Source organism: Amycolatopsis sp. FDAARGOS 1241, from assembly GCF_016889705.1.
Taxonomy (GTDB): Bacteria; Actinomycetota; Actinomycetes; order Mycobacteriales; family Pseudonocardiaceae; genus Amycolatopsis.
This window is the reverse complement of sequence record NZ_CP069526.1, coordinates 9,647,074-9,661,466: the sequence shown is the minus strand read 5'-3', so window position 1 is coordinate 9,661,466 and position 14,393 is coordinate 9,647,074. Positions and strand designations below refer to the sequence as shown.

General features: G+C 69.6%; 11 protein-coding genes and 2 pseudogenes. 8 read left to right on the top strand and 5 right to left on the bottom strand.

What is annotated here, in order from left to right:
- Window positions 1-18 precede the first annotated feature (18 nt).
- Window positions 19-1,263: an LLM class flavin-dependent oxidoreductase gene (locus I6J71_RS46705; RefSeq protein ID WP_204092717.1), complete on the top strand. Its 1,245-nt coding sequence runs from the start codon at window positions 19-21 to the stop codon at window positions 1,261-1,263.
- A 53-nt stretch (window positions 1,264-1,316) separates the two neighbouring features.
- Here the strand turns inward: I6J71_RS46705 and I6J71_RS46700 are convergent, their stop codons facing one another.
- On the bottom strand, window positions 1,317-2,666 hold the full coding sequence (locus tag I6J71_RS46700) for an MFS transporter (protein ID WP_204092716.1): 1,350 nt from the start codon (window positions 2,664-2,666) through the stop codon (window positions 1,317-1,319).
- Between the two features lie 275 nt (window positions 2,667-2,941).
- Here I6J71_RS46700 and I6J71_RS46695 point away from each other — a divergent pair, with 275 nt between their 5' ends.
- From I6J71_RS46695 to dusB, 3 genes are all read left to right on the top strand, one after another.
- Window positions 2,942-3,550, top strand: coding sequence for a TetR/AcrR family transcriptional regulator (locus I6J71_RS46695; RefSeq protein ID WP_239154307.1), 609 nt, complete (start codon window positions 2,942-2,944; stop codon window positions 3,548-3,550).
- A gap of 17 nt (window positions 3,551-3,567) precedes the next feature.
- On the top strand, window positions 3,568-4,608 hold the full coding sequence (locus I6J71_RS46690; protein ID WP_204092715.1) for a zinc-binding dehydrogenase: 1,041 nt from the start codon (window positions 3,568-3,570) through the stop codon (window positions 4,606-4,608).
- A 93-nt stretch (window positions 4,609-4,701) separates the two neighbouring features.
- Complete coding sequence (gene dusB, locus I6J71_RS46685; protein ID WP_204092714.1) at window positions 4,702-5,847, top strand: tRNA dihydrouridine synthase DusB; 1,146 nt, start codon at window positions 4,702-4,704, stop codon at window positions 5,845-5,847.
- Between the two features lie 282 nt (window positions 5,848-6,129).
- Here the strand turns inward: dusB and I6J71_RS46680 are convergent, their stop codons facing one another.
- The gene (locus I6J71_RS46680; protein WP_204092713.1) at window positions 6,130-6,765 is read right to left on the bottom strand and encodes a hypothetical protein; all 636 of its coding nucleotides are present in this window, start codon (window positions 6,763-6,765) and stop codon (window positions 6,130-6,132) included.
- Between the two features lie 192 nt (window positions 6,766-6,957).
- Window positions 6,958-7,380 carry an Hsp20/alpha crystallin family protein gene (locus I6J71_RS46675; protein ID WP_204092712.1) on the bottom strand — a complete coding sequence of 141 codons (423 nt, stop codon included), beginning with the start codon at window positions 7,378-7,380 and terminating at the stop codon, window positions 6,958-6,960.
- A gap of 153 nt (window positions 7,381-7,533) precedes the next feature.
- On the opposite strand from I6J71_RS46675, the gene I6J71_RS46670 reads away from it, so the two are divergent.
- The 4 genes and pseudogenes from I6J71_RS46670 to I6J71_RS46655 all read left to right on the top strand — a co-directional run bounded on the left by I6J71_RS46670 (window position 7,534) and on the right by I6J71_RS46655 (window position 11,612).
- Window positions 7,534-8,235, top strand: a complete 702-nt coding sequence (locus I6J71_RS46670; RefSeq protein WP_204092711.1) for a GntR family transcriptional regulator — start codon at window positions 7,534-7,536, stop codon at window positions 8,233-8,235.
- Complete coding sequence (locus tag I6J71_RS46665; protein ID WP_204092710.1) at window positions 8,232-9,221, top strand: ADP-ribosylglycohydrolase family protein; 990 nt, start codon at window positions 8,232-8,234, stop codon at window positions 9,219-9,221. Before I6J71_RS46670 ends, I6J71_RS46665 begins: the two co-directional genes overlap by 4 nt.
- A pseudogene (locus I6J71_RS46660) lies at window positions 9,218-10,075 on the top strand (PfkB family carbohydrate kinase); the annotation flags it as partial. The gene I6J71_RS46665 and the pseudogene I6J71_RS46660, both read left to right, overlap by 4 nt.
- Window positions 10,076-10,163: 88 nt before the next feature.
- Window positions 10,164-11,612 (top strand): annotated as a pseudogene (locus I6J71_RS46655) (cytosine permease).
- Between the two features lie 216 nt (window positions 11,613-11,828).
- On the opposite strand, the gene I6J71_RS46650 reads toward I6J71_RS46655, so the two are convergent.
- Both I6J71_RS46650 and I6J71_RS46645 read right to left on the bottom strand, forming a co-directional pair.
- A complete protein-coding gene (locus tag I6J71_RS46650) occupies window positions 11,829-13,268 on the bottom strand; it encodes an amino acid permease (RefSeq protein WP_204092709.1) in 1,440 nt (479 codons plus the stop codon).
- A 230-nt stretch (window positions 13,269-13,498) separates the two neighbouring features.
- Entirely contained in the window at window positions 13,499-14,392 is an 894-nt protein-coding gene (locus I6J71_RS46645; protein WP_204097611.1) for an SDR family oxidoreductase, read from the bottom strand.
- Window position 14,393: the final 1 nt, after the last annotated feature.

Sequence of the window (14,393 nt, the reverse complement as noted above, 5' to 3'; positions counted from 1 at the left end):
TCGAAAGGCAGGAACCCCGTGAAGTTCCACTGGTTCGCCCAGCAGTACTACACGAAGCTCCCCGAGGACTACGGCTCCACCGTGCACAGCTCGTGGGTCACGCCGCCGGCGTCGGTGGCCGAGCCCGGCCAGGTCCACGACGACTACCACCTCTACCTGCGGCTCATGCAGCAGGCCGACCGGCTGGGCTGGGATTCGCTGCTCCTCAACGAGCACCACCAGACCTCACTCGCGATGACCCCCTCGCCCAACCTCATCGCCGCCATCCTGGCGGGCACCACGGAGAACTCGGCGATCGCGCTGTGCGGCAACTCGCTGGCGCTGTACAACCCACCGGTGCGCGTGGCCGAGGAGATCGCGATGCTCGACTGCCTTTCGGGCGGGCGCATCATCGCGGGCATGGTCTTCGGCACGCCGATGGACACCGGCTTCTCCTACGGTGTACCGCCCATCGAACTGCGCGACCGCTTCCACGAGGCCCGCGACCTCATCACGCGGGCGTGGCGCGCCGAGAAACCGTTCACCTTCAACGGGAAGTACACGAAGCTGCGTTACGTCAACACGTGGCCGCGGCCGGTGCAGGACGACATTCCCGTGTGGATCCCGGGCAGCGGCAGCGTCGAGACGTGGGACGTGGTCAACGCCTTCAACTACTGCTACGGCTACCTGTCCTTCTCCGGCAAGCAGAGCGCCGAACCGATCGTGAAGGGGTTCTGGGACTACACCGAGCAGCAGGGCGCCGACACGAACCCGAACCGCATGGCGTTCACGCAGATCATCTGCTGCGCCGACTCGGACGCGGAGGCGGAACGGCTCTACGGCGATGCCGTGAAGTACTTCTACCGGCAGAACCCGACGGCGCTGGAGTTCGCGACGCCGCCGGGTTACAACTCCCTGCCCTCGCTCAAGGCCAACCTCACACGGGCGCGCACGATGTCCAACGAAGAGCGGATGAAGGCGCAGACCGGCCAGTTGTCCTTCTGGGAGTACGACGAACTCGGCTACATCATCGCGGGTACGCCCGAACGCGTCGAGCAGCGCGTGCGCGAGCTGGTGACGGACCTGCGGATCGGCCAGCTCATCACGTGCATGCACGTCGGCAACCTCTCCGAGGAAGTCGCGGCGATGAACAACGACCTGTTCGGCACGCAGGTGATCCCGAAGCTGCGCGACATCTGGGCCGACCTCGAGGACCACTGGACGCCGAAGGTCACCCAGCAGCGGATCGCGGAACGCTTCCCCGCCGCGGTGCGCACGGCCTGAACACGAAGGAGGGGCGTCCCTTCACGGGGACGCCCCTCCTCGGTGGACTCCGTTCAGGACACCGGATCGGTGGTCCGGGCCGGCAGCGTCGGTTCGAGCTTGCCCGCCACCGCCTGGTGCACCCGCACCTCCTTCGACAGCAGCACCGGGATGATCGCCACGGCGAACAGGATCGCGCCGACGAGCCAGATCGTGTCCAGCTGGCCGCGGCCGGCCACCGACGTGTCGATCCACTTTCCGCTCTGGTCGGTGATCACCCAGCCGACCGCGACCTGCATGGCCGCCGACGCGCCGTTGAGCGTGCCGGTGACCTCGGGGCGGGAGATGCCGGCCCAGTAGCTGTTGACCGTGCCCCAGAACATCGGATCGCAGAGGAAGGCGAAGGCGCCGATGAAGAAGCCCCACAGCACCCACGTCGAGTCGTGCAGCAGCACGCCCATCAGGAACCCCACAGCGCCACACGCCGGCCCGAGGATCAGCCACGGCCGCGTGCGGCCGCCGAAGAACCGGGACACGAGTGTGCCGTTCACGAGTCCGAAGAGGACCGGGATCACCGCGATGAGCGGGCTGACCCAGGCCACGGTGTCGGGGTTGACCTTGTCGAGGGTGATGAGCCCGTAAGGAAGCCACGGCCCCGAGAGCCACGTCGGGGTGGTCGCCAGTGCGGTCGCGATGATCATCGTGAGGATGCTGCGGTTCTTCAGCGCCCGCAGCAGTTCGCGGAAGCTCAGCTTCTCGCGGACCTCCACCCCGCGGTGCTCGGCCTGGATGCGCGCGATCTCGCCGGCTGTGATCCCGCGCAGCTTCTCGGGTTTGTTGGCCGTGAACAGCACGAGCATCACCAGCGCCGGCACACCCAGCGCCGCCACGACGATGAACGCGTCCCGCCAGGACAGGTGGTTCGCCAGCGGCAGCGCGATCGCCGGCGCGAGCACGCCCGCGATGAGCGTGGAGCTCATCCACGTCGACGTCGCCCTCGCGCCGAGCGCACCGGGGAACCACACGGAGAGGAGCCGTTGTGACGGAGCCCAGGAGAACCCGAAGAACACGCCGAAGATCAGGTTCCGCCACCACATCTCGTTGTAGGTGTGGACGAACGCCATCGTCGCCGAGAGCACCGTGACACCGGAAATGCAGATGATCAGCATCTGCTTGGCGCCGAGGCGGTCGGCGAGGATCCCGGCCAGCAGGAGCAGGGGGAAGTACCCCAGCAGGTAGCTCGCCGTCACGCTCGAGATCTGGCTCGGGGACAGGTGCAGGTCGGTGGACCAGAACGGGTTGAGCAGGCTGAACTTCGCGCTGTCCAGCCAGACCACGAAGTTGACGATCAGGATGCTCGCGAGCATGAGCCCGCGCCTTCCGGTGAACAGTTTCGCGCGGGGAACCGGTGCGGGGAACGACATGACAGACCCTCCGGACACAGGGGTGCGGATGCAGGTGGTGGTTAGGGAGGCGGAAGAGGTGCCTCAGCCGAAAAGATCCCGACCGACTAGTCGGTTCGAGACAGCTTGCGCTCGGCTTCGTGGTGTGTCAAGCGCCACTGGCAAACTTCTCGAAGGGACCGTTATCGGGTGGAAGTCGTTGATTTCCAAGGGTTATCGCGGTACCCGCGGCTGTCACCCGAGCGGCCCAACGCTCGCAACTGAGGGGTCGGTTTCGTGGTGCTACCGTTTTCGCCGTGCCCACAAAGGACCCTCGCCGGCGCCACCTGACGCTCACCGAGCGCCGCCACGAGATCGTGACGACCGCGGCCGAGCTGTTCGACCGCAGCGGCTACGCCAACGCCACGATGGACGACCTCGCCCAGGCGGTCGGGATCGCGAAACCCACGCTGTATCACTACTTCGGCAGCAAGGAGGAGATCCTCGCGTCGATCCACGAGGAGTTCATCGACCTGCTGCTGGGCCGGCACCGGCGGCGCCGGCAGGCGCAGCTGCCGCCGGAGCAGCAGCTGCTCGAGGTGATGATCGACGTCCTCGAGCTCATGCAAACGCACCGCGGGCACGTGCGCGTGTTCTTCGAGCACCACCGCGAACTGCCCGCCGCCGAGCGCGACAGCATCCGGCGCAAGCGCGACGAATACGAGGCGCAGGTGGCCGAGCTGATCGAGCAGGGAGCCGCGGACGGCTCGTTCCGCGCGGTGGACCCGCGGCTCGGCGCACTGGCCGTGTTCGGCATGTGCAACTGGGCCTACCAGTGGTACCGCAGCGATGCCTCGCTCGAGCCGCGGCAGATCGCGTACCAGTTCTGGGACATGGTCCTCAGGGGGATCAGGAGTTCTACTTAGGACAGAGGAGGAACGTCGTGCGGGTGGTCACGTGGCAGGCGATCGAAACCCTTTCCATCGACGAAGTGGCGGCACCGGAGTGCGGACCGTCCGATGTGGTCGTGTCCGTCGGGGCCTGCGGCATCTGTGGTTCGGATGTGCACTCCTACACCGAAGGCGCGTGGATCGCGCCCAGCGTGCCGATGGGTCACGAGTACGCCGGAACGGTGATCGCGGCGGGTTCGCGGGTGTCCGGGGTGTCCGTCGGCGACCGCGTCGCGGTGAATCCGGCGGCGCCGTGCGGTTCGTGCCCGCGGTGCACCGAAGGCCGGCACAACCTGTGTTCGGCCGGGTCCGGCCATTCGGGTGGTTTCGGTGACCAGGTAGTGGTTCGCGACGCCGTCGCCGGACAGCACCTGTTCGTGCTGCCGGCCGATTTTCCCCTGGAAGAGGCTGCTTTTCTGGAGCCGCTGTCGGTGGCCGTGCGGGCCGTCGAGCACGCGGAGCCGCCGCTGGACGAGCCGATCGTGGTGTTCGGGCTCGGGACGATCGGCCAGTGCGTGGTCCAGGTGCTGCTCGCGCGGGGCGCGCGGGACGTGATCGTGGTGGACACCTCACCGCGCCGCCTGGCCGCGGCGCTCGCGGCCGGCGCGCACGAAGGTCTGAACCCGGCCGACTGCGACGTCCGCGCTTCGCTCTTCGCCTCGCGGGGCACCACGGCGTCGCCCTACCAACCCTCCTCAGGTGCGGTGGGCTCCGTCTTCGAGTGCTCCGGCGCGTCGCCCGTGCTGCCCCTGGCGTTCTCGCTGGCCCGCGCCGCCGCTCCGATCTCCGCGATCGCCCTCGCGGCCCACCCGTTGTCCCTGCCGGTCGACGACCTGGTGCAGAAAGAACTCCGCCTGCTCGGCAGCTTCGCCTACACCGCCCGCGACTGCCAGGAGGCCTTCGACCTGCTCGTCTCCCGGCGCGTGGACGTCCGGCCCCTGATCTCGCACCGCTTCGCCCTGGCCGACGTCAGGGAGGCCTTCGAAGCCCAGCGCGACCCGGCGACGTCGATCAAGGTGGTGGTGTCCCCGTAACCGCCGGCGGAGACGTCGGCGCTGGAGCAGCCGGCCGGGGAAGACGCGGCCGCGCGCTGACCCCAGTCGACGTGATCGACACCACAAGCGACAATGGAGGACGTGACCGCCACCTTGAGCAAGCCCGCGTTGCAGATCGGCCCCTACCAGGTCGATCCACCGGTCGTGCTCGCGCCGATGGCCGGAATCACGAACGTCGCCTTCCGGCAGCTGTGCCAGGAGTACGGCGCGGGCATCTACGTGTGCGAGATGATCACCGCCCGCGCCGTCGTCGAACGGCACCCCGGGACGATGCACATGATGACCTTCGGCGAAAACGAAAAGCCCAGGTCGATGCAGCTGTACGGCGTGGACCCGAAGACGATGGCCGAGGCTGTGCGCATCATCGTCGGCGAGGGGCTCGCGGACCACATCGATTCGAACTTCGGCTGTCCCGTGGCGAAGGTGACGCGCAAGGGCGGCGGGGCGGCGCTGCCGTTCAAGCGGCGGCTCTTCGCGGACATCGTGCGCGAATCCGCGAAGGCGGCCGCCGAAGCGGGTGTGCCGTTCACCGTGAAGTTCCGCGTGGGCATCGACGACGACCACCGCACGTTCCTCGACGCCGGGCGGATCGCCGAGGCCGAGGGCGCGGCGGCGGTCAGCCTCCACGCGCGCACGGCGGCGCAGCGCTACTCCGGCCAGGCCGACTGGTCGAAGGTCGCCGAGCTGAAGGAGGCCGTGACCAGCATCCCGGTGCTGGGCAACGGCGACATCTTCTCCGCTGACGACGCCCTGCGCATGGTCGCCGAAACCGGCTGCGACGGGGTGGTCGTCGGCCGTGGCTGCCTCGGGCGGCCGTGGCTGTTCGGGGAGCTCGAGGCGGCGTTCCAGGGGCGCGAGATCCCGGCTGGTCCGAACCTCGGCGAGGTCGCGCGCGTGCTGCGGCGCCACACGGAGCTGCTCGTCGAGCACGACGGCCACGACAAGGCCATGCGCGACATCCGCAAGCACATGGCGTGGTACCTGATGGGCTTCCCCGTCGGCTCCGAACTGCGCCGCGGCTTCGCGATGCTGTCGTCGATGGCGCAGCTGGACGACCTCATCGCCCAGCTCGACCACGACGCGCCGTTCCCCGAGGCGGCCACCGGCCCGCGCGGCCGGCAGGGCTCACCGGGCAAGGTCACGCTGCCCCACGGCTGGCTCGACGACCCCGACGACGACTGCGTCCCCGAAGCCGAGGACATGCATTCGGGCGGCTGATCCGCGAGTTGCCGGGGCGGCTACGTCCGGTGCCCTCACCCCGGACGGCAGCGGATGGAGCTCTGACCTGCAGGTTTGTCGAGCTTCCACAAGTCATCCCCAGATTGTCCACAGGGCGTTGTGGATAAGTATTCAAGGGGGGCGCTCTCCCAGGCGCGGTGCCGGGTCGCGCACATCCACACCCGTTGAGGCGACGGCGTCGAAACCGTTGCGTTCTTGGTCCCCAACAGCGCGAAAGGCCATCCCGAGAAACTCGGGCTGGCCTTTCGGCGTGGGCAAAGATCAGGCGGCCGCACCGATCACGATCGACTGGACGTGACCGAAGCCCAGCGCCGCCAGGTCCTTGACGTCGTTGGTCACGACCAGGTGGTCGCCCGTGGCGCCGGGGCCCGTGTACAGCGTCAGGGTGCCGCTCACGAACTGGATGGAGCCCGAGGCGGGGATGTTGACGTCGACGATGTCGCCGACGTTGCCGCCGATGCCCTGGGAGCCGTCCGGTTCCGAGAAGTTGATGCCCGAGTCGAGGATGGCGCTCGCGCCCGCCACCGGGGGCTTCGCCGGGGCGTTGTCGCCGATGTAGATGGATTGCACGTGGGCGAACTGGGCGCCGAAGGTGGCCGGGATGTCGGCCACGCTGTCGGTGAGGACGGCGGCGTCGCCGGTCTTGCAGTCGGCGCCGGTCCAGAGGGTCATGGTGCCGTCGAACTGCTGGAGGGAGCCGGTTTCGGGCAGGGTGACGACGATGCACTGGCCTTCGTCGCCGCCGATGCCCTGGGAACCGTCCGGTTCGGAGAAGTTGACGCCGGAGTCGAGGATCCCGCTGGCGCCAGTGGAAGCGAGAGCGGTACCGGCGCCGCCGAAGATCGCGCCGGCGATGGCGCCGAAGGCGGCGAGGGACAGCACAGTCTTGCGCAGCATGGGATTCTCCAAGGTTCGGCTGGGGGTTCCCGGCTCCGCACCTCGGTGCCGGACACCCTCGACACGGCGCTCACGCCGGAACCGGTTCACGGCCGCACTATGGCGCCGGTCACACTCGGAGAATCCACTGTGGACATGGTTCGGCCCCGCCGTCCGATCGGGCCGGCGGGGCCGCGGTGAGCCTGAAGAGCGTCAGTTCTCGAGCTGCTGCGGCTCGCCACCCACGGTGATCTTGCGCGGCTGGGCCTTCTCGGCGACCGGGATGCGCAGGGTCAGGACACCGTCCACGTACTCGGCGGCGACACGGTCGGTGTCGAGGGTGTCCGCGAGCACCAGGCGACGCGACACGGCGCCGCGGGAGCGTTCGGAAACCTGCACGCGGGCGTCCTCGTTGAAAGCGGCGGCGCGCTCGGCCTTCACGGTCAGCACGTTGCGCTCGACGCTCACGTCGATCGACTCGCGGGCGACACCCGGGAGGTCGAACTGCACGACGTACTCGTCACCGGAACGGTAGGCGTCCATCGGCATGGTCCGCGGCGAACTGGTCGGCTGTCCGCGGAAGAACTGCTGGGTCAGGCGGTCGAACTCGGCGAACGGGTCGGTGCGGATCAACATCGTGGTTCCTCCTTCAGCTGGCCTCGATCGGCTCCTCGGCGGCTGACCGGGCCTTACGAAGTTGCTAACGAGCGACTCAACTTAGTTGTTCCCGAATGACTCAAATCACAGACGGCCTTGTCCAGCGCGAGCCCGGGGTGTACAGGTACGTACATGTACGTCGGTGGCAAGAAGCAGAGGCTGGTCGGCGACCTCGCCGACCGGATCCGCTCCGGCCGGCTCGCTCACGGCGACCAGCTGCCGGGCGAGCACGAGCTCGCCGAGCAGTACCAGGTCAGCCGCGGGACGGTGCGCAGCGCCCTGTCCGATCTGCAGCAGCAGGAGCTCATCGCGACGCAGGCGGGCGTCGGGTCGTTCGTGACGTTCGACGGGGTGCCGCTCGACCAGCGCGCCGGCTGGGCGAGGGCACTCACCGACACCGGGTCACCCGTCACCACCGAGGTCCTGGGCCTGACCGAGGTCGAGGACGCCGAACTCACGCGCCGCTTCGGCGTCCCGAAGTTCATCCTGGTGAAACGCCTGCGCCGCGACGAACACGTCCGCGGCATCTCGCTGGAAGAGGCCACCGTCCCCGCCGTCGGCAACCTCGCGGACCTGCCCGCCCGCGGCCTGGTCGACGACTCCCTCACGACGACCTTGCGGGAAGCCGGCCGCCATCCCGCCGGCGGCGAACAGTGGATCACCGCTCAGCCACTCGACGCCGGCGCCGCCGCGCTGCTGGGCCGGCCCGCCGGCGAACTCTTCCTCAAGGCCACGCGCACGTCCGTCGACGCCGACGGCGCCCTGGTCGAGCACGTCGTGAGCCTGCTCGATCCCGCGCGATTCAGCTTCCACCTCACCTTCGGCCACCGATGAGCACCCGCGACCGCGCGCTCGCCGCGCTGACCGGTCTCGCGGTCGGCGACGCGCTCGGCATGCCGACGCAGTCGATGTCGCGCGCCGAGATCCGCACGGCTTACGGGAAGATCACCGGCTTCCGCCAGGCCGTGGCCAACCAGCCCGTCGCACCCGGCCTGCCCGCGGGTTCCATCACCGACGACACCGAACAGGTCTTGCTGCTCGCGCGTCTGCTCGTCGACGGCGGTGGCCACGTCCAACCGCGGGTGTTCGCCGACGCGTTGCTCGCGTGGGAAGCCGACATGATCGCGCGCGGTTCGGCCGATCTCCTCGGCCCGTCGACGAAACGAGCACTCCAGCTCCTGGAAACCGGCGTCCCACCCGGGGAAACCGGCCGCGCGGGCACCACCAACGGCGCCGCCATGCGCGTGACCCCCGTCGGCATCGCGACTCCGCCGGACGACCTGGCCACGCTCGTCGACGCCGTGGCCGAGACCGCGCGCATCACCCACAACACGTCCCTCGGTCTCGCCGCCGCGGCCGCCGTCGCCGCCGCGGTGTCGGCGGGCGTCGATGGCGCGAACCGCATGGAGGCCTTCGACTTCGCCGAACGGGCGGCGGCCCTCGGCGCGGCGGAAGGACACTGGAGCGCGGGCGGTGCCATCGCCGCCCGGCTCCGCTGGGCCCGCGACTGGGTGCGCGGCCTGCGCCGCGCCGAGCTGGACGACGCCGTGGCCGACGTGATCGGGACGTCCGTGGCCGCGCAGGAATCCGTGGTCGCCGCCTTCGCGCTCGCCGAAGTGCTCGACCCCGCCGAGGCGCTGCCCACCGCCGCGGCGCTCGGTGGTGACACCGACACGGTGGCCGCGATCTGCGGTGCGCTGCTCGGCGCGTGCGGCGAGGAGATCCCCGCCGAGCTGGGCGAAACCGTCGTCCGGTTCAACCGGCTCGACCTCGGCCCGCTCGCCGAGGGTCTCGTGACATTGCGCCGGACCATCCCGTGAACCGCCTGATCCACACCGGACAGGTCGTGGTCGACCTCGTGCTGGGCGTGCCGCACCTGCCCGTGCGGGGCGGCGACGTGCTGGCCACGTCGACGAACCTCCTGCCCGGCGGCGGGTTCAACGTCATGGCCGCAGCCGCCCGCGCCGGCACCGACGTCGTCTACGCGGGCACGCACGGCACGGGCAGCTTCGGCGACCTCGTGCGGGCCGCGCTCGACGCCGAGGGCATCACGATCGCCCAGGAACCGACGGCCAGCGGCGACACCGGTGTCGTCGTGGCGCTCGTCAACCCGGACGGCGAGCGGACGTTCGCCACCGGCACCGGCGCGGAAGGCCCGTTGCGCGCCGACCAGCTCGCCCGCGTCGTCGCGCAGCCCGGCGACCTCGTTTACGTCACCGGCTACAGCCTCCTGCACGCCGCCAACCGCGACGCCCTCCTACGCTGGCTGCCGCACCTGCCGGGTTCGCGCGTGCTCTTCGACCCCGGCCCGCTGGTGGCGAGCCTGGATCCGGACGACCTCGCCCAGCTCATGTCCACAGTGGACATCGTCAGCTGCAACTCCCGCGAAGCCGAAGCGCTCGACGTCGCCACGCTCGCCGGACGCCGGACCGTGATCGTCCGGGACGGCTCAGCCGGCTGTGTGCTCCACCACGGCGGCGAGATCACGCGGATCCCCGGCTTCCCCGTCACCGCCGTCGACACCAACGGTGCGGGCGACACCCACTGCGGTGTCCTGGCCGCCGAGCTCCTGCGGGGCCGGGACCTGCCGACGGCGGCGCGCACCGCCAACGCCGCCGCCGCGTTCTCCGTGACCAAACACGGACCCGCCACGGCCCCGACGCGCGAGCACCTGGCGCGGTTCCAGCAGACGTTGACGACGGCTCCGGTGCCTCCTACGGTCGAGGTGAATAGGTCTGAACAAGGCCAGATAGGCGGTCGCCATGGCCAGGACCGAAGCGCGGGCACCCGAAAGCGGCAAGCTGAAGGTCGAAACGCACGGCATCAACGTGATCGGCGACGCCGACCGGCACGGCAAGCCGCGGGACCTGTTCTGGCCGTGGTTCGGTGCGAACGTGTCGATCCTCGGGCTCAGCTACGGCTCGTTCGCGCTCGGGTTCGGCATCTCGTTCTGGCAGGCCACGATCGCCGGCGTGTTCGGGATCGTGTTCTCGTTCCTGCTGTGCGGTTTCATCGCCGTGGCGGGCTAACACGGCTCCGCGCCGACGATGGCGCTCTCGCGCGCCGCGTTCGGCGTGCGGGGCAACCACCTGCCGTCGGCGATCTCGTGGATCCTCACCGTCGGCTGGGAAACGGTGCTGACCGCGCTGGCGACGATGGCCACCGCGACCGTGTTCGAACGCCTCGGCTGGGGCGGCGGCACGACGACGAAGATCGTCGCGCTGATCGTGGTCGCCGGGCTCACCGTGCTCAGCGGCGTGATGGGCTTCGAGGTCATCATGCGCGTGCAGACGTGGATCACCTGGATCACCGGGATCCTCACCGTGGTCTACGTGGTGCTGGTCGCCGGCCACGTGCACTGGGCGGCGGTGAGCGCGGTGCCCGCCGGCTCGGCGCAGGAGTTCATCGGCGCCCTCGTGTTCCTGATGACGGGCTTCGGCCTCGGCTGGGTCAACGCGGCGGCCGACTACTCGCGGTACCTGCCGCGCTCGGCGTCGAGCCGCGGCGTGATCGGGTGGACGACGTTCGGGGCATCCGTCGCGCCGCTCGTGCTGCTGGTGTTCGGGCTGCTGCTGGCCGGTTCTTCGCCCGAGCTGAACCAGGCCGTGGCGGCCGACCCGATCGGCGCGCTGACGACGATCCTGCCGATCTGGTTCCTGGTGCCGTTCGCCCTCGTCGCGGTGCTCGGCCTGGTCGGGGGCGCGGTGCTGGACATCTACTCGTCCGGGCTGTCGCTGCTGTCCGCGGGGCTGCGCATCCCGCGTTACGCCGCCGCACTCGTCGACGGCGTGATCATGATCGCCGGCACCGTGTACCTCGTCTTCTTCGGCGGCACGTTCCTCGGGCAGTTCCAGGGGTTCCTGACGACGCTGGGCGTGCCCGTCGCCGCCTGGTGCGGCGTGATGCTCGCCGACGTGCTGCTGCGCCGCCGCGACTACGCCGAAGCCGATCTCTACGACCGGCGCGGCCGGTACGGTGACGTTCGCTGGGGCCCGATCACGCTCGTGCTCGTCGCGACGGCCCTCGGCTGGGGGCTGGTCACCAACGCGTCGGCGAGCTGGTTGCACTGGCAGGGCTACCTGCTGGCGCCGTTCGGCCTCGGCGGGCGCGAAGGCTCGTGGGCGTTCGCGAACCTCGGTGTGCTCGTGGCGCTCGTGCTCGGCTTCGTGTTTTCTGCCTCGGCTTCGCCGAGGCGGCGAGATCGCCTGTGAGCCGGTTTCTGGATTCAGCGGTCTGATCGGCCGGGGCCGATCGCACCGCTGAATCCAGAAACCGGCGCGATCTCGCGCTGTGGTCGGGTTGCAACCCTGCAGAACATCTTCGGCGAGCTCGGTTTCCGGCTGCGTCCACTGTGGACGTCATCGCCGAGGTGCTCGACCGGTAGCGGCTGGGCCTCCGGCGGGGACGGAGCCGGAGGCCCAGCAGGATCAGTTCTCCTCGACCCGCGCGGCCGCCAGGCGCCGCACGCGGCCGCGGACGCCCAGCCAGCCGGTGACGAGCACGAGCGCCAGCACGGGCAGGCTGTAGATGAGGATCTGCCCGGTGGTGCCGCCGAACCAGCTCATCGTGAGCACCAGCAGCAAGAAGGCGAGCGTCACGTAGTTGGTGTAGGGCGCGCCGGGGAGCCGGTAGCTCGGCCGGGCCAGCTCGCCGCGCGCGGCCTTGCGTGTCATCGCGAGGTGGCAGATGACGATCATCGACCACATCCCGATGATGCCCAGCGCCGAGAACTCCAGCGCGACCTCGAACGCCTCACCCGGCACCACGAGGTTGAGCACCACGCCGAGCGCGTACACCGCGGCGGTCAGCAGCACGCCGCCATAGGGCACGCCGCTCTTGCTCATCCTCGCGGTGAACTTGGGCGCCGAACCGGCGACCGAGAGCGAGCGCAGGATGCGCCCGGTCGAGTACAGCCCCGAGTTCACGCTCGACAGCGCCGCCGTCAGCACGATCAGGTCCATGATGCCGCCGGCGGCGGGGATCCCGAGCTTCGAGAAGAACGTGACGAACGGGCTTTCGCCGCTCTTGTAGGCCGTCCACGGCAGCACCATCACGAGCAGCAGCACGGAACCCACGTAGAAGATGCCGATTCGCCACGCGACGGAGTTCACGGCCTTCGGGATCACCTTGCGCGGGTTGGCGGTCTCGCCGGCGGTGACGCCGACCATTTCGACGCCGGAGTAGGCGAAAACGACCCCCTGCAGGATCAGCAGCGCGGGCAGGATGCCGGTCGGGAACAGGCCACCGTTGTCGCTGATGAGGCTCGGGCCGGTCACCACGCCGTCGACCGGGTGGCGCGTCACGAGCACCACGATCGCGACGACCATGAACACGACGAGCGCGAGCACCTTGATCGCGGCGAACCAGAACTCCAGTTCCCCGAACAGCTTCACCGACACCATGTTCACCGCGAGGATCGCGAACAGCGCGATGAGCGCGGGAATCCACTGCTGCAGGTCGGGCCAGAAGAACTGCGTGTACTTCGCGACCGCGGTCACGTCGGCGACGCCCGCCGTGGCCCAGTTCAGGAAGTACATCCAGCCGGCGAAGAACGCCGCTTTCTCGCCCAGGAATTCGCGTGAGTACGAGACGAAGGAGCCCGAAGACGGGCGGTGCATGACCAGTTCACCCATCGCGCGGACCACGAAGAACGCGATGATCCCGGCGACCGCGTACACGACGGCGAGCGCCGGACCGGTGCTGTGCAACCGGGAGCCGGCGCCGAGGAACAGGCCGGTCCCGATGGCGCCGCCGATGGCGATCATCTGGACCTGACGGCTCTTCAGCCCTTTGTGGTACCCGGTTTCCTCGTGGGCGAAAGCCGTGTTCGGCGGCTCCGCGACGGCCTGCCCCGACGGGTGCGACATGGGATTCCCCTGTTCTGACAAGAAGCAGTGCGGGTCGTGACGCAGGGGCCGGCCGACCGCTGTGTCGCGCAGAGATCATGATGTCGGCGGACGCGACTGCGACGCAACGGAACCGGCGATAACTTAGGGTTGATTTGAGCTGGGCCGCCCGGAAATCGCCGGGGCTGCCCGATTTTTCCGCAATTGCGGAGTCTTTCGCGCTGGCAACGCGAACAGTCTTCAGTGGACGGTCAGGCCCAGCTGTCCGGCTGCCGGCCGTCGACGTCGGTGAAGCCGTATTCGCGCGCGAGCTGCGCCGACGTCACCGAGTGCTGGTTCCACCGCGCCCGCTGCGGATCCGCGGCCAGCGCCGCCACCGCGCGGCCCACATAACGCGGCGACTCGGATTCCGCGAACGGCGGCGGGGCCGTCGGCAGGTCGTCCGGCCGGTCCGAATCCAGCGCCGTGCGCCAGGTTTCCTCGGTGACGCCGTAGTTCTCCAGCATCATCTCCGAACGCAGCCAGCCCGGCGTCACCGCGACGGCGGTGCCGCCGAACGGCGCGAGCTCGTGGCCCTGCGAGAACGCCAGCCGGTTCACCGAGGCCTTCGCGAGGTCGTAGAACACCGAGATCCGGTACTGGTCCGCGTTGTGGGCGGCGGTGCCGTCGGTGACCTCCACGAGCAGGCCGCCGGGCCGGTCGACGAGCAGCGGCAGCAGGTAGTGCGACGTCACCAGGTGCGTTTCGACGCCGAGGCGCAGGATGCGCAGGCCGGTGTCGAGGTCGTGGTCCCAGATCGGCGTGTTCCAGTCGGCGGGCCCGCCCTTGAGGTGTTCGGCGCCCCAGATGTCGTTGACGAGCACGTCGAGCCGGCCGTGGTCGCGGCGGACGCGTTCGGCGAGCACCCGCACCTGTTCGTGGTCGAGGTGGTCGACCTGCAGCGGGACACCGACGCCGCCGAGCCTGCTGACGAGCGCGGCCGTCTCCTCGATCGTCTCGGGGCGGTCGTAGTCGGAGTGGCCGTCGCGTTCCCAGCTGCTGCGGCCGGTGCAGATCACCGTGGCGCCGGCCTCGCCGAGAGCGGCCGCGATGCCCCGGCCCGCGCCGCGCGTCGACCCGGCCACCACGGCAACGCGATCGCGCAAA

What these genes read in the sequence shown, in the direction of transcription:
- I6J71_RS46700 (WP_204092716.1), bottom strand. Translation starts at nt 2,666, where the DNA reads ATGTCGTTCCCCGCACCGGTTCCCCGCGCGAAACTGTTCACCGGAAGG.
- dusB (WP_204092714.1), top strand. Translation starts at nt 4,702, where the DNA reads ATGGAGGACGTGACCGCCACCTTGAGCAAGCCCGCGTTGCAGATCGGC.
- I6J71_RS46680 (WP_204092713.1), bottom strand. Translation starts at nt 6,765, where the DNA reads ATGCTGCGCAAGACTGTGCTGTCCCTCGCCGCCTTCGGCGCCATCGCC.
- I6J71_RS46675 (WP_204092712.1), bottom strand. Translation starts at nt 7,380, where the DNA reads ATGTTGATCCGCACCGACCCGTTCGCCGAGTTCGACCGCCTGACCCAG.
- I6J71_RS46670 (WP_204092711.1), top strand. Translation starts at nt 7,534, where the DNA reads ATGTACGTCGGTGGCAAGAAGCAGAGGCTGGTCGGCGACCTCGCCGAC.
- I6J71_RS46665 (WP_204092710.1), top strand. Translation starts at nt 8,232, where the DNA reads ATGAGCACCCGCGACCGCGCGCTCGCCGCGCTGACCGGTCTCGCGGTC.
- I6J71_RS46650 (WP_204092709.1), bottom strand. Translation starts at nt 13,268, where the DNA reads ATGTCGCACCCGTCGGGGCAGGCCGTCGCGGAGCCGCCGAACACGGCT.